The sequence below is a fragment of the Photobacterium kasasachensis genome (genome assembly GCF_050336885.1).
GTDB classification, from domain to species: Bacteria; Pseudomonadota; Gammaproteobacteria; order Enterobacterales; family Vibrionaceae; genus Photobacterium; species Photobacterium kasasachensis.
Genome location: NZ_JAKJSH010000022.1, coordinates 40707 through 58078, shown reverse-complemented (window position 1 = coordinate 58078; position 17372 = coordinate 40707). Strand labels below are relative to the sequence as shown.

The window sequence follows — 17372 nt, the reverse complement described above, 5'->3', positions numbered from 1 at the left end:
TTTGTGCTCGTAATCAACAATTTATTACAGGCTTACCATCAGGTTGGCAGGACCAGGCGCAGCAGGATCATACTGCCGATACTGACAAAAAGCAGGCCGCAGAGCCCGTCGATAAACGGCGTCCACTGTTGGATTTTCTGCTGCAGCCGCTGTCCGGTCAGCAGCCAAGCCAGTGTGGCAAACCATAGGAAGGAGGTTAGCCACAAAAGGCTGATGGCCGTGGCTTTTCCTGCCACAGACATATCTGCCGGCACCAGGGTCGATAGCAGGCTCAGGAAGAACACCAGTGCCTTGGGATTGAGGATGTTGGTGGTAAACCCCTTGGCCAGCGCCTGTTTGCGGTTACCTATCAACTGTTGGGCAGGGCTTGGAGAGGCATGAGATTCGTTCTTGCGCCAAAGTAACTCCAGTGCGCTCTTGGTAGCGCCAATGCCCAGCCAGAGCAGGTAGCCGCCGCCTGCGGCCTGTAGCATGGCAAACAGGGCGGGCTGCTCACGGATCAGCAGGCTGGCACCGGTAATGCTCAGGATGGAGTGAAGCAGGATCCCCAGTGATAGACCGAGTGCAATAGTGATACCGGTCTGGCGTCCGTAGCGCCCTGCGTTTTGGACGACGAGGGCAAAATCCGGCCCCGGGCTTAGCAGGGCAATAACATGGACGGTAAGCAGGGTGACAAATGGGGTAAGTTCGTACATTTCATTTTATCCGGTGGTGGTATAACACGGACTAGCATGCCTAGGTGAACGCAGGAGTGCTTGTAAAAAATTAACAGGGCTGGCTAGATTTCCGAGGGAGCGACGCCAAAAGCTTGTTTGAACGCCCGGGTGAAATGGGCCTGATCATAAAAACCGACATAATAGGCGACATCGGTACTGCAGTAGCCAGCCTTGAGCAAGGCCATGGCATGTTCCAGCCGCAGGCGGGCCAGCCAGGCATAGGGTGTCATGCCGGTGGCTTTCTTAAATTGGCGCAGCAGCTGGGACGGGCTCAGATCACACAGCCTTGCCAGGTCGTCGAGGCTAATTTTCTGATCCAGGTTAGCCATCAGGTAGTCCCTGAGCTGGTGGAGATCTTTGCTCCCCAGTGCCACCACTGGTTGGGGACGGAGCTGGCTGTATTGGCCGAGCAGCTGCGAGAAGTACTCGATCGGCATGCAGTCCTTGGCGAGCTGGGGAAAGTGTGGATTGCCCAGCTGGGCGTGTAGTTGGCTAAGCTGAACAAAGAGCTGGCTGTCGGTCACGTTGTGCTGCGGAAAGTGAACCTGACAGTTGCCCGACAGTTCGCTGGCCTGGTGGTCGAGCCATTCCGGGGAAATGCTGAACACTTTGACTTTGTAGCCTTGCTGCTGGGGTTGGCCATCATGAATTTCATCCGGCGGCATGATCACCAGCTGTCCGGCACCGGCCTGATGGCGAGCACCGTTGAAATAGTATTGTTGCTGCCCGTCGGTGATCAATCCCAGATGGTAATCAAGATGGTAATGGCGCTTGAAGGCAAAGCTTTGGTAATGCGCATCAATCAGGTTGATGTCATCGATGCCGGATTTTCGGTGGTTGACTTTGTTCATCCTGATCCTTCTAACCGCCGGCAGGCTGAGGGTGCACATTGCCGTCAAAAAATATGGCTATCAGTAGAACATAAATGACAGATGGCGGCTTGTAAAAAACTGACAAGCCGCCAGTTACCCTTTGTGGCAGGTAGTGACTAGCTTGCCTGAATCCGTTTTTTGGCCCGGCGATGGCCCTTGATGCCATCGAAGCTAAACAATACCAGTGCTCCCCAGATGAAGGCGAAGGTATAGCCCTTGTCGGCGGTAAAGCTTTCGCCGTAGACCGTGATTGCCAGCAGGAACATCAGGCTCGGGCCGATATACTGGAAAAATCCCAGAGTAGAGAGTTTCAGTTTGGTGGCAGCTCCGGTAAAGCACAGCAGCGGAAGCGTGGTAACAATCCCGGCGGCCATCAGCAGCAAGTTGGTCGTGGCCGGATTAGCCGCCCAGTCAGCCGTTGGGCTGTCGGCGATCAGCAGTACGTAGATTGCAGCCAGCGGCAGCAGAATACAGGTTTCCATGAACAGGCCGGTTTGGGCATCCAGGTTGACTTTCTTCCGCAGCAGCCCGTAGAGACCGAAGCTGCACGCCAGGGCCAGGGCAATCACCGGCAGGGAGCCGAACTGGATCAGCTGTACGGCAACCCCGCAGGCCGCCAGCGCGACGGCGAGCCATTGCAGCGGGCGTAGCCGCTCTCCCAGAAAGAACATTCCCAGAAGGACATTGAGCAACGGGTTGATGTAATAGCCCAGGCTGGCATCAAGCATATAGTTGTTGTTCACGGCCCAGATGAAAATCAGCCAGTTGCCGCCAACCAGCAGGGCAGTGGCCGTCAATACCAGTAGTGTTTTGGGCTGGCGAAGCACAGCCCTGACCTTGCCCCAGCGCTTGCCGATGAAGATCAGCGCTGCCAGAAAAAAGAATGACCAGATCACCCGGTGGCTGAGAATCTCCAGCGGACTGACATGCTGGAGAGACTTAAAGTAAATCGGTGCAATGCCCCACATGGTGTAGGCGCCAAGGGCGAGCATGACCCCTCGCTGGGTATCTTTGGCTTGCTGGTCCATCTTATCCCTAGGTGTGTTTTATAAAATTCTGAGAAAATAATGATATTTTCTAAAAAGGTATGCGGGAGCAGTATAAATCGTGTTCAGGTTGGATGTCATCCAGAACTTTTGATGATTTTGTTAGCACCGGACATGATAAGAAAATCCTGCCCGAAGGCAGGTGGGGATTTGCGAGAAGTTTTCCAGGAAACAACATTTTGCCGGCTTGGCGGGGGGAAGCTGTTGTAAGTGTCGTTCACATCGGCGATCTGATTGGTATAGAATAGCCAGCTCGTCAACTACAGAGTCGATTTATGTCATCTTGCAGCGCCGCCGTTTGTCAGCCAGCTTCTCTCGCGACCAGCGAACAGATCTTACAGGATGTGTTCGGCTATCAGGCCTTTCGTGTTGGCCAGCAAGAGGTGATTGAGGCGATAGCGGAAGGCCGCGACAGCCTGGTGATCATGCCAACCGGTGGCGGTAAATCGCTCTGTTATCAAATTCCGGCCCTGATGCGTGACGGGCTGACACTGGTGATCTCTCCGCTGATCTCGCTGATGAAGGATCAGGTTGACCAGCTCAAGGCTAACGGAGTGGCGGCCGACTACCTCAACTCGACCATGTCCCGCGAGGCTATGCAGGATACCTACCGCGCGATGCAGAGCGGCGAGGTTAAGCTGGTGTATGTTTCGCCGGAGCGGGTACTGACCCGTGACTTTCTCGAGCGTCTTTATGACATGCCGCTAAGTCTTGTTGCCGTTGACGAAGCGCACTGTATTTCTCAGTGGGGGCATGACTTCCGCCCTGAATATGCGTCTCTGGGCACGCTGAAACAGCACTTTGACCAGCTGCCAATTATGGCCCTGACCGCAACGGCGGATGAAACGACCCGCAATGATATTGTCTCCCGGCTCGGCCTGGTCGACCCGCATGTCTACCTGGGCAGCTTTGACCGCCCGAATATCCGCTATACCCTGCAGGAGAAGTACAAGCCGATGTCGCAGTTGACCCGCTACCTGGGCGGCGTTCGTGGCCAGTGCGGGATTGTATATTGCAACAGCCGCAAGCGGGTGGAGCAAATCACCGAAAAGCTGTGTGATAACGGGATCCGGGCGGCGGCGTATCATGCCGGTCTGGAGCATGCCGAGCGAGTAAGGGTGCAGGAGGACTTTCAGCGGGATGATATTCACATCGTCGTCGCCACCGTGGCGTTCGGAATGGGCATCAACAAGCCTAATGTCCGTTTTGTGGTGCATTACGATATCCCCCGTAATATCGAGTCCTATTATCAGGAAACCGGGCGGGCCGGCCGTGATGGTCTGCCGGCAGAAGCGGTGATGTTCTATGATCCGTCGGATTTGGCCTGGCTGCGCCGTTGCCTTGATGAAAAAGAGGAAGGGCCACAGAAACTGGTGGAAAGCCACAAGCTAAATGCGATGGGGGCGTTTGCCGAGGCGCAGACCTGCCGCCGTCAGGTATTGCTCAACTATTTTGGTGAATTCCGGGAAGAGTCGTGTGGCAACTGCGATATTTGCCTCGATCCGCCCAAGCGCTTTGCGGCGGTTGAAGCCGCCCAGAAGGCCCTGTCCTGCGTCTATCGGGTCAACCAGAGCTTCGGTATCAACCATGTGGTGGACGTGATGCGCGGGATGCAGAACCAGCGTATCCGCGAGCATGGCCACGATAAGCTGAGTACCTACGGTATTGGTCGTGAGCACAGTCATGAGTTTTGGGTCAGTATTTTGCGCCAGCTGGTCCATCGGGGTTTTCTTACCCAGAATATTGTCCGTAGCTCGACGCTTCAGTTGACTGAAAAGGCCAGAGCAGTTCTGCGCGCCGAAGTGGAGCTGGAGCTGGCGGTACCGCGGTTGGATATTGCGACCCGCAGTGCGAAAAATGACAAGCTGGCCAACCGCCATTATGACAAAAAGCTGTTTGCCAAATTACGCAAGTTGCGCAAGGCCATTGCCGATGAGGAAGACTTGCCGCCGTATGTGGTGTTTAACGATGCCAGCCTGATGGAAATGGCGGAGATGCTGCCGACCTCGGCGGGTGAAATGCTGGCGGTGAACGGTGTCGGCCACCGTAAGCTGGAAAAGTACGGCAATGTATTTTTGAACGTGATCGAAGATCACCTGATGGCGGGTACTGGTGAGTAGTAGATAAAAAAATACCGGACATTCCGAGTCCGGTATAAATGCGTTTAAGAAACATAACGAGTATGTTCTGTTCGCTACAAAACAGCTTGCGTATTTGGTGAGAATGTTAATATCACCTGTTGCTAGGGAATCGGAAACCGACGGGATGTGTTTCCAGTGACTAGGCAACGACCTCATGAAAACATGGATTATCATTGCTGGCTATAGCCCCTTTATTGCTTGATACGCATAGAAACACTTGGTTACAGGAAAGCCGCCTAGGCCGTATGTGAGGTGGGCTTGTCATAGATGAAAAGGAATATGTAATGACCGTCTCTTCTACATCGTTTGTCTGTCGGGAGCTTGATTTGGAGCAGGGGCTGCTGCTGATCGGTGGCCCTGAGTTCGATTTTGATAATTTTCCTGCGGTAGCAGAGCAGTTTCTGATGCAGATCGATGCGACGGTTGTCGAACGTGAGCTTAATGCCGATCTACATGTGTGGCTGATTGACTTTGAAGGCTGTCGGCTGATGCTCAAGGGTGAGCACTATGCTGGATCCCTGTGGCTGGAGTGGCTGTCGCCCGATGATAGCGAGACGCTGGCGTTCCTGGCTACCCTGCTTGCAGGCTAATCGTTTTGCTTTTTTTATCGGCAAACGATTGCACAAATGTAAAGCCGTTTTTGGGACTAGGCAACCTGGGCGGTTAATGTATAATCGCCGCTTCGGTTGCTGCGGGCGCAGGTATGAGAGCCTGGCTGCAGTGTTTTGGGTTCCCTCTCCCCCAATGACAAAAAGGTCTGACAATGACTGTATCTCAATTTTCTCTCGCGCAGCAGCGCAAAGCCTTATCGTTCCTTGTTGTATTCCACCTGCTGATCATTGCCTCGAGCAATTATCTGGTACAACTGCCGTTTACCATTTTTGGTTTTCATACCACCTGGGGCGCCTTTACCTTTCCGTTCATCTTTCTGGCCACTGATCTGACAGTAAGAATTTTTGGCGCGGCTATGGCCCGACAGATCATCCTGCGGGTGATGCTGCCGTCACTGGCGATTTCCTATGTGCTGTCGGTGCTGTTTTATCAGGGTGAATATCAGGGCTGGTCCCATTTAGGTGAGTTCAACTTGTTTGTGGCCCGTATCGCGATTGCCAGCTTCATGGCCTATCTGCTGGGGCAGATCATGGATGTCTCGGTGTTTAACCGCCTGCGCCAGACCAAGCAGTGGTGGGTGGCACCAAGCTGCTCGACCATTTTTGGTAATGCCTTGGATACGGTAGCGTTTTTTGCCATCGCGTTTTACAACAGCCCGGATCCGTTTATGGCGGAAAACTGGGTCGAGATTGCCTTGGTGGATTACAGCTTCAAGTTGATCATCAGCCTTGGTTTGTTTGTGCCTATGTACGGGGTACTGCTCAATTACCTGATCAAGCGCCTGACGACGATTACCCCCAAGCTGGAGTCTCAGCAGGGGCTTATCTGATACAATAAAGGGTATAGACTTACAGCCGACGCCATGTCGGCTTTTTTGTACCCTAAGAAGTAGGAGCGGGAGTGATGAAGATACGCCAGGCAAGTTTGACTGAAGCCGCACAGGTGCTGGCTCAGATCAGTGAGTTTGCCCAGCCTGCCGATGAACATTCGCTTGAAGTTCGATTGAAAGGCAGAGCACCGCTGATCCTCGTGGCTGAGCTGGGTGAGCAGTTGGTCGGGGTAAAAATCGGCTACCGCTTGTCCGAGACGTGTTTTTATAGCTGGCTGGGGGGCGTGGCACCCGAGGGGCGGTGTAGCGGGGTGGCGCAGGCGCTGTTGGAGGCACAGGAAACCTGGGTGAAACAACAGGGCTTTGAGGAACTGCGGGTCAAATCGCGTAACCGCTTCCCAGCGATGTTGAGGTTACTGCTAAGAAATGGCTATCTGATTGAACATATGGAGAAAAAAGACGGGCTTGAAGACTATAGGCTGCATTTTGTGAAGAACCTGGCAATTAAATGACAATTATTCTCGATAAAATACTTGCATCTCAAATGAGAATGGTTATTATTAACTTGCACTCAGCGAGGGAGAACAGCAAAAGGCTCCCTTGTTTGAAGGCACGACATTGCTCACATTGCTTCCAGTGTACTTCAGCGACGGTCTGTGTTTTTAGTGTAGGGCTGAAAACGAACACCAATTCTGCTGAGCGGCGCTTACCGGGTACTCATAACCTCAGGTAACGCCGCTTTTTCTTTTCTGGCGCCTAGGCCAGCTTCACCAGCTCCTTTACCAGCTTGTTGATACCGCTTGCTGCCTCCGTGATACTTCCTGCCAGCATATAGGCCGGGGTCGTCAGGATGCGTCGTTTTTGATCCAGTACGAAGTCGTTAACCGGACAATTGATGTGTTCGCCTCCCATCTTGTTGAAGGCGTTGGCGGTATCCTGATCGTTACCAATGGTCCCTTTGGCTCCCGGGCCGTAGATTGTTGGGATCAGGGTTGGGGCAATACACAAATAGGCGGCAGGCTTTTCTTCTTTGGCAAAGGCCTGGCAGGCTCTTTTCACTTCCGGATTTACTTCGCAACCGGCCCCGGTGAACGCGAAATCGGAGAGATTTTTGGCGGCGCCAAATCCGCCCGGCAGTAACAGGGCATCGTAGTCGGCGGCATTGAGGTTGACGATATCGTCAATATTGCCGCGGGCAATACGGGCAGCCTCGACCAGTACGTTGCGGGTTTCATCCATTTCTGCGCCGGTGATGTGGTTAATGACATGGTGCTGGGCAATATTGGGGGCGAAACAGTGCCAGGTTGCGCCTTCTTGCTCGATGGCATGCAGCGCCAATACGGCCTCGTGGATTTCAGCTCCGTCAAATACTCCTGAGCCGCTTAAAATAACTGCGATTCTCTTCATTTTGGCTTCCTTTATGGTCAGATATGTCTGTTATTGCATTCAGATATTCTTATTTCAGATCGATCTGTTAACTTTTTCCACAATTAATGATCATTTTAGGATCGAGGATCCATTTTTGCTTAAGATCTTAAGTTGTTGATTTATATTGGGTTGAATGAAAATCGCATAATTTTCATGTTTTTTGATCAACTGTTTGATTTTAAATACTAACAAAGTTATCCACAGATAATAGTGGCTTGGTGGAAAACATCAGTTAACACTTGCTGGCTGTCATGGCATTCTAGTGCCCTAACTCTTTCATCCCCCGGATATAAGAATATCGTTATGGCAACTATCCCTGAAAATCCACTTATCCTGATTGATGGATCCTCTTATCTCTATCGCGCCTATCACGCAGCACCAAACTTCACGAACTCGGACGGTGAGCCGACGGGAGCAGTATTTGGTGTCGTAAATATGTTGCGTAGTCTTCTGCGCCAGTTTTCAACCGAGCATATTGCGGTGATCTTTGATGCCAAGGGTAAAACCTTCCGTGATGATATGTATCCGGAATATAAGGCCAACCGCCCTCCGATGCCGGATGATCTTCGGGGGCAGATTGAGCCGCTGCATGCCGTGATCAAGGCAATGGGACTGCCGTTGATCTCGATTTCTGGGGTTGAGGCGGACGATGTGATCGGCACCCTGGCCACTCAGGCATCGAAAGAGAACATGCCGGTATTGATCAGCACCGGTGATAAAGACATGGCCCAGCTGGTGGATCAGAACGTTACCCTGATCAATACCATGACCGATGTCGTGATGGATCCGGCCGGTGTTGTTGATAAGTTCGGGATCGGCCCTGAATTGATCATCGATTACCTGGCCTTGATGGGCGATAAAGTGGATAACATTCCGGGTGTACCCGGGGTCGGTGAAAAGACGGCCAAGGCGCTGCTTACCGGGATCGGTGGTCTGGATGCATTGTATGACAACCTGGATGCGATCCCGCCATTGGGTTTCCGTGGCTCGAAGACGATGCCGAAGAAACTGGAAGAACATAAAGAGGCAGCTTACCTGTCCTACGAGCTGGCAACGATCAAGCTGGATGTCGAGCTGGATGTGACCCCGGATCAGCTGCGTAAAGGCGAGCCTGATACCGACGAGCTGATAAAGCTGTTCGGCAAGCTGCAGTTCCGCCGCTGGCTGGCAGAAATGCTCGATGGCGGTGACGGTAAGATTGTGGCCGAGGAGCAGCCTGCCCAGCCGGCAGCCGAGAAGAAAACAGTGGCACCGACCATTGATCGCAGTGGTTATGAAACCGTACTCGATGAAGCGGTGTTTGCTGGCTGGCTGGAGCAGCTTAAGAGCGCTGAGGTGGTGGCATTCGATACCGAGACCGACGGTCTGGATTATATGACAGCCAATTTGGTCGGGTTGTCATTTGCGATTGAGGAAGGCAAGGCGGCCTATGTGCCTGTTGCCCATGATTACCTTGATGCACCGGCTCAGCTGGATCGCGACTGGGTACTGGAGCAGCTCAAGCCGTTGCTGGAAGATCCGCAGCAGGCCAAGGTCGGGCAGAACCTTAAGTTTGATGCCAGCATTCTGGCTCGCTATGGTATCGAGATGCAGGGTATTCGCTACGACACTATGCTGGAGTCTTATGTCTACAACAGTGTGGTCGGCCGTCACGATATGGACAGCCTGTCCCTGCGCTACCTAGAACACAAGACCATTAGCTTTGAAGAGATTGCCGGCAAGGGCAAGAAGCAGCTGACGTTCAACCAGATTGATTTGGAGCAGGCCGGGCCATATGCCGCAGAAGATGCCGACATTACGCTGCGTCTGCACAATTTACTGATAGAGAAAGTGAGCGCCGACGAGAAACTGAAATCGGTGTTTGACGATATCGAGATGCCGCTGGTACCTGTATTGTCACGCATGGAGCGTACCGGGGTCTTGATTGACAGCATGCTGCTTAGCGCACAGTCGAGTGAAATTGCCGTTCGCCTTGATGAGTTGGAAAAGAAAGCCTTCGAGATTGCTGATCAGGAATTCAATCTCAGCTCGCCAAAGCAGCTGCAGGCTATCCTGTTTGAGAAGATGGGGCTGCCGGTACTGAAGAAAACACCGTCAGGTGCGCCTTCCACCAATGAAGAGGTGCTGCAGGAGCTGGCACTGGACTATCCGCTGCCGAAACTGATCCTGGAGTATCGCGGCTTGGCCAAGCTGAAATCGACCTACACGGACAAGCTGCCTAAGATGGTCAACCCGGCGACAGGGCGTGTGCATACCTCTTATCATCAGGCTGTGACTGCGACCGGGCGTCTGTCATCCAGTGATCCGAACTTGCAGAACATTCCGGTTCGTAACGAAGAAGGTCGTCGGATCCGCCAGGCATTTATCGCCCCGACTGGGTATAAAGTGCTGGCTGTCGACTACTCGCAAATCGAGCTTCGGATCATGGCGCACCTCTCCGGTGATCAGGCGTTGCTTGATGCGTTCAGACACGGCAAAGATATTCACGCCGCGACGGCGGCAGAAATTCTGGGCCTGCCAATTGAGTCGGTGACCAGCGAACAGCGTCGCCGTGCCAAGGCCATCAACTTTGGTCTGATCTACGGTATGAGTGCCTTTGGTCTGGCGAAACAGCTCGATATGGGCCGTAATGAAGCGCAGGACTATATGAACCTGTATTTCGAGCGCTACCCGGGCGTGTTGGAATATATGGAAAGTACCCGTACGACAGCAAGCGAGCAGGGATATGTAGAAACCCTGTTCGGCCGTCGTTTGTATCTGCCGGACATCAAGTCCCGCAACGGTATGCGTCGCAAGGCGGCTGAACGTGCTGCGATCAATGCCCCGATGCAGGGAACGGCTGCCGATATTATCAAGCGCGCGATGGTGCTGGTCGATCAGTGGGTCGCAGAACAAGAGACTGGTCGGGTTCGACTTCTGATGCAAGTTCATGACGAACTTGTCTTTGAAGTACAGGAATCGGAACTGGAAAGCGTGAGTGCGGAAATCCGTCGCCTGATGGAATCAGCGGCTGAACTGGATGTCCCATTGATTGCTGATGCCGGTACTGGCGATAACTGGGACCAGGCACACTAGACATTAGCCTGATCGGCTTTGTGGTATAGAAAAGGATAGCTGGCGGTATGCCAGCTATTTTTTTATGAAAATTAAAGAATGGTAAAATTACCATTAGGTGAAGTTAGTTACGAATTTCTGAAAAAAAATTACAGAAATGACTTTTCAAATCTGTGCAATTGATATACAGTTATCGGCGTAGGGTACAGAGGTAAGATGTTCTATCTTTCAGACCTTTTGTTTCACGTTATTGGATTTGGCTGATTCAGCCGCCCTGGTCTTTTGACCAGGGCGTTTTTTATTTTAGCGTCCCAAAAATTCCCGCCTGTTGTTTTTTCTTGCTTTGATTTCTTGCTTTGCCTACTCATATCGTTATATTGCTCAATAAGTATGCGTATTGTTGCTTATGTGCTTAATATCAACCAACTTTGGCAGAGTGGTCTATGGCTGTCGGAAAAAAGTAAGCTTTAAGTGTTTTTTTGATTTTAGAGTAATTACTTTAATTTTTATCAATAGAGCGGTATAATCATGCACGCTTCTTGTTCATATTTGTTTTTGGTAGCGGGTCGATGAACCGGCTAGCCAACACATCCATGAAAATGCCACCCCCGATTTGGGGTGGCTTTTTTTTCGCCTTCTTATTCATAGAAATGTAATTAACTTCCATATGCACTAATGCACATTCGTGTTTTTGTTAGTGTTAATTTGCGACAAAAAACAACTAGATCTGTTTTTGTAGCCAAACGGCTAAAAAACGGTGTTTAGGGCGAGGAAACGCGGGTGGGAAGCTGATAGATGTGATTAAAAAGCAGACAAAATCGGGATAAAAAACTTGCGTTGGTGAGGGAATTCATTGATCCTTTTAGGACAAAAATAAAAACCTCCTATTTCTCTCCCGTTGCCCCACCTGGAAGGTGGGGAATTTTTATGGCCCTGTCCATAGAGCCATACTTTCTTGCTTACGTCAGTTACTCGGCATCGTTGCCGGAAGCTGCTTCTTCCTGTTCCAATAATGCTTGCTGACGCGCCAGCTCAGGGGCAAACCAGCTATCTAGCTTGCGGCGCACCTGATCAACACCAATGCCCTTAAGGGAAGAGAATACCTCAACCTGCACATCACCACCGAAGCTGAGCGCAGTGTTACGTACTGTCATGAGTTGCTTCTTGCGGGCACCGCTTTTCAGCTTGTCTGCTTTGGTCAGCAATACCAGGACCGGCAGCCGGCTTTCGACAGCCCAGCTGATCATTTGCTGATCGAGGTCTTTCATCGGATGACGAATATCCATCAATACCACCAGGCCCTGCAGGCACTCGCGCTTTTGCAGGTACTCACCCAGGGATTTCTGCCATTTCAGCTTCATTTCCAGTGGAACCTGGGCAAAACCGTAGCCTGGCAGATCGATCAGGTTACAGCCGTCCACGACCTCGAACATGTTAATGAGCTGGGTACGCCCCGGTGTTTTGGAGGTGCGTGCTAGACTTTTCTGATCGGTAATACGGTTAAGGGCACTTGACTTACCTGCATTGGAGCGGCCAGCAAATGCGATCTCAACGCCTGTGTCGTTTGGCAAGTGACGAATGTCCGGTGCACTTGTGATGAAGCCTGTATTTCTATAGTTGAGAGGTTGATTCACTGTTAACTCCGTCAAGTCTTCATGTAGTCGACTGATTACTTTTATGTGAAATTGTGTAAAATGTACGAAAACCGTGCTTGGTTTGTGGTCGCATTGTATACCATGTAACTGAGCATTACCTGTGGTACTGGAAGCTCTATAATTATAAACGGAATGTCATGAAGAAATTAGCACTGATATTGACTCTTCTTGCCAGTTGCTCAGCCTGGGCCCAAGGAGATGCAGAAGCTGGAAAAGCGAAAGCCGCGACCTGTGCTGCCTGCCATGGTGCAGACGGTAACAGCATAATGGCGCAATACCCGAAAATTGCCGGTCAGCACCCTGGTTATCTTGAAAAACAGCTCAAGGATTTCAAGCTAGCGATGACGACGGGCGGCAAGCAAGGCCGTAACGATCCGGTAATGGGCGGTATGGCGATGCCGCTGACCGAACAGGATATGGCGGATCTGGCAGCATATTACGCAACCCTGCCTATCTCTGACAATACAACACCGGAATCCTCGATCGAAGTTGGCCAGCAGTTGTATCGCTTTGGTGATGCCGAGCGAGGTATTGCCGCGTGTACTGCCTGCCACGGTCCTCGTGGTAACGGTACCAGCTTATCTGGCTTCCCTAAGATTTCTGGCCAGAATGGTGAATACGTCAAACTGCAGCTGGAGAAATTCCGTGCAGGCCAGCGTAGCAATGATTTGAATGCGATGATGCGTTCAGTAGCAGCAAAACTGTCTGATGACGAAATTACCGCCCTGTCACAGTACGTAGGTGGCTTACACTAAACAAACCGCAGTATTCCAGTATTGAGTAATCCAAAGGCAGCCTCGGCTGCCTTTTTTATTTTTTAGCAGTGGCTAAGGCTGTCGGGGGCTAACTAAATGACAGCTAACACTGAAAAAACGCGGATGGCTGAGTAGCTTGTAAGAGATCTGCCATTCCTTGCTGACGATGATGATGAAAGTTTTTAGAGGAATAGCAACTAAGTTCTTATTCATCAATACCTTACTATTGTTGAAATAATGTTCCAAAAAAATAACCGTCAGAGGCAATCTTGTATCGGGGCTGAATCAGCGTAAAGTATGCGGTGTCGACAGGGAGTGCGGCAAGGGATGGGAAGCGCCATAGACGGTATAGGCAGGTAGCCTGAAGGATTCACAGGACGTCTGGCCAGGAGGCCGGAAAGTTCGCATGATGCGTAGGGAACGTCAGGGCAGACGCTTACGGACAAGTCTTCGTATGAAGAATCAGGCGTGCGATGGAAGGCATGCCCACAGGGATGGTGAATTGTGTTGTCAGGACGGCAACAAGCTTTACGGATAAGCCGGTCATGGAATGATCGATGTGACAGGGAACAGTAGCACGGAAGGTAAGAATTCATCAGGACGATGAAGAACAAGCAACGTTGGCAGGGAAAGCACCAATAACAAAAGGACTATTGTCAGACCGGGATGTTTACATACTGGTTAAGGACAGACTAGACAGGATAAAGCCAGCAATGGCGGCCCATAGAGCGACAGGTGATTACCTGTCGCTTTTTTCTTTTCAGCCAGCCTCACCTTGGCCTCCCCGGCCAGTTTGCTGCGAAAGTGCACATTTCTCGATCGAATCTGCTATTATACCCGGCTTCATTTTAAGCCAGCTTGCCATATGTAGTGTGTTGCATTTTGGCTAATAGGAGACAGTTTTTCATGCAGCCCTGCCCGTTATGCCAAAGCCATTCGGCCGATACTTTCCACCAGGACAAGCGCCGGGTGTACTTTCGCTGTCAGGAGTGTGCGCTGGTATTCGCTGATCCGGAGGCCTTGCTGGCACCGGACGATGAGAAGGCGGTCTATGACAAGCATGAAAACAACCCAGATGATCCAGGTTACCGTCGCTTTCTGGGCCGGCTTGCCGATCCGCTGGTCGAACGGCTGGGGACGTCATCCTGTTCCGGGCTGGATTTTGGCAGTGGCCCGGGGCCGACTCTGTCCGTGATGCTCGCAGAGATGGGGTATAATATGGCTATATATGATCCGTATTTTGCCCATGATCCGGTCGTGCTGGACCGGCAATATGACTTTGTTACCTGTACAGAGGCAATCGAACACTTTTATACGCCTGCAAAGGAATGGGGGCTGCTGACGGCGATGGTAAAACCCGGCGGATGGCTGGGGTTTATGACTAAGTTAGCAACAGATGCTGATGCCTTTGCGCATTGGCATTACAAGAACGACCCAACCCACGTGAGCTTTTTTAGCCGCGAGACTTTCCGTTACCTGGCAAAGCGCGATGGCCTGGAAGTCGAGTTTGTTGGAAATGATGTAATTTTGCTGAGGAAAACCCAGTAATGACCCGTAAGAAAAGAAGCCGTAAGCCAGGATCGGAAGGTCCTGCTGAATTTGCAAAAAAATCAACAACTCAGATTGATTTGGAAGCCCGTAAACGCCAGAAAGACAAAAAGCGCAAGGGACTGAAGTCTGGTAGCCGCCACTCTGAAGCGCAGACGGCGGATGCCAGAACGCTGGCGAAACGTAAAGACCCACGTCATGGCAGCAAGAAGCCGGTTCCGCTGATTGTAGAAGCCAAGAAGCCAGCAACCAAGAAAGAGCGCCGCCTGAGTGCCGAGCAAGAGCTGGCGATGCTGGAAAATGATGCTCAGCTAATGGTATTGCTGGATCGCATTGAAGCGGGTGAAAGCCTGGGTGCGGGCCTGCAGAAGCAAGTTGATCAGAAACTGGATCGTATTGAGCAGCTAATGAACCAGCTAGGTTTGCTGGAAGATGACGAACCGCAAACGGCTGATGATTTTGCACCGGCTGCCAAAGTGTCTTCTGACGACGATCTGCTTGAGCAGTTTGAAAACGCAGACTTCGGTCTGTTCGAGGACTCGGCTGAGAACTCGGACGAGAAGTAAGACAGACACTCTTTCTAGAAACCCGTTCGATAAGGAGTAACCCTTGCAGGATATGACGCTTTGGCTAGGACTGGCCGGCAGTGTGATCGCCGTACTGGCGGCATATGCTGGGTATTTGTTGTATAAACTTTATCGGCAAACGACACGCCACAAGGCTTTTATGGCGCGGGCTGAGCTTCACCAGGCTGAAAAGATCAAAGAGCGCAATATCAATATTATGGATAGCGTGTTCATTATCGCTGAGGCTGGCAAGCAGGATCAGTGCGATATGTCGGAAATTTCCATTCGTCTGTATAAGCTGATGGAAGTGCTGCAAGGCGAGCAGCAGGTTGATTTTGCCAGCCAGTATCCGGCGATGAACGAGCTTTATCTGGTGGTTAAAGATATGCACCGTGGTGATGCCCGCAAGGCGTTGCAAAAGAAAGAACGTATGAAGCAGGACCTTCAGCGAATGAAGGCCGAAGCCCGACTGGGTGATGACATCAAGCGCGAGCTGGATGTTATTTTGACCCTGAAGGCTTAGATTACCCCTGCCTTTCATAGGATTGAAAGACCTCATCTATACTGAAGCTAACAGATGGATGAGGTTTTTTGCTCGGTGCCAGGGAAGAATCTGAGCTAGTCATCATTTCAGTTAGCTGAAAAAAGTAAAACGTCTACATCTTTACCAAGTTATGGCACACTTGGCATTCGCAATTTACCCCAAGACCTTGAGTGGAAGTAAGTCATGTCACATGAGCAGATTATTTGGGATCAGGCACTGATAGAAAAATATAATTATTCAGGCCCCCGTTATACCTCATACCCGACCGCCCTCGAATTTCATGAGGCCTTTACGCCGGCGGAATTTGATATGGCGTGTGCGCAGTATCCGGAACGCAACCTTTCACTTTATGTCCATATCCCGTTTTGTCACAAGCTTTGCTATTACTGCGGCTGTAATAAGATTATTACCCGCCATCAGCACAAGGCTGACCAGTACCTGGATGCCCTGGAGCAGGAAATCCGCCAGCGGGCGGCGTTGCTGGGTGAGCGTAATGTCAGCCAGCTGCATTGGGGCGGGGGTACCCCGACGTTTCTGACCAAGCCTCAGGTAAGCCGCCTGATGGACTTGCTGCGTGAGCTGTTTAACTTTGCGCCGGATGCCGAAATCAGTATCGAGGTGGACCCGCGCGAAATCGACCTTGATATGTTGGATCACCTGCGAGCAGAAGGGTTCAACCGACTGAGCATCGGTGTCCAGGACTTCAACAAGGAAGTGCAGAAGCTGGTCAACCGCGAGCAGGATGAAGAATTCATTTTTGCCATGGTAGAAAGGGCCAAAGAGCTGGGATTCCGTTCGACCAACCTGGACCTGATATATGGTCTGCCGAAACAGAACCGCGAACTGTTTGCCAAAACATTGGAGCAGGTGCTGGCTATGAAGCCGGGACGGTTGTCGATTTTCAACTATGCCCATATGCCGACACTGTTTGCCGCCCAGCGCAAGATTAACGAGGCCGATTTGCCGGCCGCGAAAGAGAAGCTGGCTATTTTGCAAGATACCATCGCGACCCTAACTGGCGTGGGTTACCAGTTTATCGGTATGGACCACTTTGCCCTGCCGGATGACGAGCTGGCCGTGGCGCAGCGCAGCGGCATTCTGCATCGTAACTTCCAGGGCTATACCACCCAGGGCGACTGCGATTTGCTTGGGCTGGGTGTGTCGGCCATCTCGATGATTGGCGACTGCTATGCCCAGAACCAGAAAGAACTAAAAAAATACTATGCCAGCGTGAACGACAAGCGTGAGGCGCTGTGGAAAGGTGTCTCGCTGGATGCCGACGACTTGCTGCGCCGTGAGGTAATCAAGGCGCTGATATGTAATTTCCAGCTGGACAAACGCGATATCGAGCAGCGTTTCGATCTGGATTTTGATACTTACTTTGCCGAAGATCTGGAGTTGCTGCAGACCTTTATCAACGATGAGCTGGTGACCGTGGACGAGCGCTATATCCAGGTGGAGTTGAAAGGCCGCTTGCTGATCCGCAATATTTGCATGTGTTTTGACAAATACCTTCGTGATCGGGCGCGCCAGCAGCAGTTCTCCCGCGTGATTTAATCCTCACCGGAGCTGTTAATAACAAAAGCCCCCGTACTTTGGCTCTTGG

At 51.5% G+C, this 17372-nt stretch carries 16 protein-coding genes; 11 read left to right on the top strand and 5 right to left on the bottom strand.

Annotated features, from left to right (window positions below; all coding sequences use genetic code 11):
- Window positions 1-38: 38 nt before the first annotated feature.
- The 3 genes from L4D19_RS24625 to rarD form a co-directional block, all read right to left on the bottom strand.
- On the bottom strand, window positions 39-695 hold the full coding sequence (locus L4D19_RS24625; RefSeq protein ID WP_428454645.1) for a LysE family translocator: 657 nt from the start codon (window positions 693-695) through the stop codon (window positions 39-41).
- Window positions 696-778: 83 nt separating this feature from the next.
- Window positions 779-1567 carry a helix-turn-helix domain-containing protein gene (locus L4D19_RS24620; protein ID WP_428454644.1) on the bottom strand — a complete coding sequence of 263 codons (789 nt, stop codon included), beginning with the start codon at window positions 1565-1567 and terminating at the stop codon, window positions 779-781.
- 137 nt (window positions 1568-1704) lie between these two features.
- The gene (gene rarD / locus L4D19_RS24615; RefSeq protein WP_428454643.1) at window positions 1705-2616 is read right to left on the bottom strand and encodes an EamA family transporter RarD; all 912 of its coding nucleotides are present in this window, start codon (window positions 2614-2616) and stop codon (window positions 1705-1707) included.
- Window positions 2617-2909: 293 nt separating this feature from the next.
- On the opposite strand from rarD, the gene recQ reads away from it, so the two are divergent.
- The 4 genes from recQ (at window position 2910) to L4D19_RS24595 (ending at window position 6728) form a co-directional block, all read left to right on the top strand.
- On the top strand, window positions 2910-4754 hold the full coding sequence (recQ, locus tag L4D19_RS24610; protein ID WP_428454642.1) for an ATP-dependent DNA helicase RecQ: 1845 nt from the start codon (window positions 2910-2912) through the stop codon (window positions 4752-4754).
- Between the two features lie 305 nt (window positions 4755-5059).
- Window positions 5060-5365: a DUF3630 family protein gene (locus tag L4D19_RS24605; RefSeq protein ID WP_428454641.1), complete on the top strand. Its 306-nt coding sequence runs from the start codon at window positions 5060-5062 to the stop codon at window positions 5363-5365.
- 173 nt (window positions 5366-5538) lie between these two features.
- Complete coding sequence (locus L4D19_RS24600; RefSeq protein ID WP_160655746.1) at window positions 5539-6216, top strand: 7-cyano-7-deazaguanine/7-aminomethyl-7-deazaguanine transporter; 678 nt, start codon at window positions 5539-5541, stop codon at window positions 6214-6216.
- Window positions 6217-6290: 74 nt separating this feature from the next.
- Complete coding sequence (locus L4D19_RS24595) at window positions 6291-6728, top strand: GNAT family N-acetyltransferase (RefSeq protein WP_428454675.1); 438 nt, start codon at window positions 6291-6293, stop codon at window positions 6726-6728.
- A 244-nt stretch (window positions 6729-6972) separates the two neighbouring features.
- Here L4D19_RS24595 and elbB read toward each other — a convergent pair whose 3' ends face one another.
- Entirely contained in the window at window positions 6973-7623 is a 651-nt protein-coding gene (gene elbB, locus L4D19_RS24590; RefSeq protein WP_428454640.1) for an isoprenoid biosynthesis glyoxalase ElbB, read from the bottom strand.
- A 324-nt stretch (window positions 7624-7947) separates the two neighbouring features.
- Between elbB and polA the strand changes: the two genes are divergently transcribed.
- Both polA and spfP read left to right on the top strand, forming a co-directional pair.
- A complete protein-coding gene (polA, locus tag L4D19_RS24585) occupies window positions 7948-10719 on the top strand; it encodes a DNA polymerase I (protein ID WP_428454639.1) in 2772 nt (923 codons plus the stop codon).
- A 195-nt stretch (window positions 10720-10914) separates the two neighbouring features.
- Window positions 10915-10962 (top strand): small protein SpfP, encoded by a 48-nt coding sequence (gene spfP, locus L4D19_RS30450; protein WP_438616993.1) that lies wholly within the window; start codon window positions 10915-10917, stop codon window positions 10960-10962.
- A gap of 704 nt (window positions 10963-11666) precedes the next feature.
- On the opposite strand, the gene yihA is transcribed toward spfP, so the two are convergent.
- Window positions 11667-12332, bottom strand: coding sequence for a ribosome biogenesis GTP-binding protein YihA/YsxC (gene yihA, locus L4D19_RS24580; protein WP_428454638.1), 666 nt, complete (start codon window positions 12330-12332; stop codon window positions 11667-11669).
- Between the two features lie 158 nt (window positions 12333-12490).
- Between yihA and L4D19_RS24575 the strand changes: the two genes are divergently transcribed.
- The 5 genes from L4D19_RS24575 (at window position 12491) to hemN (ending at window position 17323) form a co-directional block, all read left to right on the top strand.
- The gene (locus tag L4D19_RS24575) at window positions 12491-13108 is read left to right on the top strand and encodes a c-type cytochrome (protein WP_075762168.1); all 618 of its coding nucleotides are present in this window, start codon (window positions 12491-12493) and stop codon (window positions 13106-13108) included.
- A gap of 906 nt (window positions 13109-14014) precedes the next feature.
- Window positions 14015-14656 (top strand): class I SAM-dependent methyltransferase, encoded by a 642-nt coding sequence (locus L4D19_RS24570; protein ID WP_428454637.1) that lies wholly within the window; start codon window positions 14015-14017, stop codon window positions 14654-14656.
- Window positions 14656-15222, top strand: coding sequence for a Der GTPase-activating protein YihI (gene yihI, locus L4D19_RS24565; RefSeq protein WP_428454636.1), 567 nt, complete (start codon window positions 14656-14658; stop codon window positions 15220-15222). Before L4D19_RS24570 ends, yihI begins: the two co-directional genes overlap by 1 nt.
- Window positions 15223-15274: 52 nt before the next feature.
- Complete coding sequence (locus L4D19_RS24560; RefSeq protein WP_428454674.1) at window positions 15275-15745, top strand: DUF2489 domain-containing protein; 471 nt, start codon at window positions 15275-15277, stop codon at window positions 15743-15745.
- A 204-nt stretch (window positions 15746-15949) separates the two neighbouring features.
- Window positions 15950-17323, top strand: a complete 1374-nt coding sequence (gene hemN / locus L4D19_RS24555) for an oxygen-independent coproporphyrinogen III oxidase (RefSeq protein ID WP_428454635.1) — start codon at window positions 15950-15952, stop codon at window positions 17321-17323.
- Window positions 17324-17372: the final 49 nt, after the last annotated feature.

What these genes read in the sequence shown, in the direction of transcription:
- L4D19_RS24560 (WP_428454674.1), top strand. Translation starts at nt 15,275, where the DNA reads ATGACGCTTTGGCTAGGACTGGCCGGCAGTGTGATCGCCGTACTGGCG.
- elbB (WP_428454640.1), bottom strand. Translation starts at nt 7,623, where the DNA reads ATGAAGAGAATCGCAGTTATTTTAAGCGGCTCAGGAGTATTTGACGGA.
- L4D19_RS24575 (WP_075762168.1), top strand. Translation starts at nt 12,491, where the DNA reads ATGAAGAAATTAGCACTGATATTGACTCTTCTTGCCAGTTGCTCAGCC.
- polA (WP_428454639.1), top strand. Translation starts at nt 7,948, where the DNA reads ATGGCAACTATCCCTGAAAATCCACTTATCCTGATTGATGGATCCTCT.
- recQ (WP_428454642.1), top strand. Translation starts at nt 2,910, where the DNA reads ATGTCATCTTGCAGCGCCGCCGTTTGTCAGCCAGCTTCTCTCGCGACC.
- L4D19_RS24600 (WP_160655746.1), top strand. Translation starts at nt 5,539, where the DNA reads ATGACTGTATCTCAATTTTCTCTCGCGCAGCAGCGCAAAGCCTTATCG.
- L4D19_RS24605 (WP_428454641.1), top strand. Translation starts at nt 5,060, where the DNA reads ATGACCGTCTCTTCTACATCGTTTGTCTGTCGGGAGCTTGATTTGGAG.
- L4D19_RS24595 (WP_428454675.1), top strand. Translation starts at nt 6,291, where the DNA reads ATGAAGATACGCCAGGCAAGTTTGACTGAAGCCGCACAGGTGCTGGCT.
- L4D19_RS24570 (WP_428454637.1), top strand. Translation starts at nt 14,015, where the DNA reads ATGCAGCCCTGCCCGTTATGCCAAAGCCATTCGGCCGATACTTTCCAC.
- yihI (WP_428454636.1), top strand. Translation starts at nt 14,656, where the DNA reads ATGACCCGTAAGAAAAGAAGCCGTAAGCCAGGATCGGAAGGTCCTGCT.
- L4D19_RS24625 (WP_428454645.1), bottom strand. Translation starts at nt 695, where the DNA reads ATGTACGAACTTACCCCATTTGTCACCCTGCTTACCGTCCATGTTATT.
- rarD (WP_428454643.1), bottom strand. Translation starts at nt 2,616, where the DNA reads ATGGACCAGCAAGCCAAAGATACCCAGCGAGGGGTCATGCTCGCCCTT.
- L4D19_RS24620 (WP_428454644.1), bottom strand. Translation starts at nt 1,567, where the DNA reads ATGAACAAAGTCAACCACCGAAAATCCGGCATCGATGACATCAACCTG.
- hemN (WP_428454635.1), top strand. Translation starts at nt 15,950, where the DNA reads ATGTCACATGAGCAGATTATTTGGGATCAGGCACTGATAGAAAAATAT.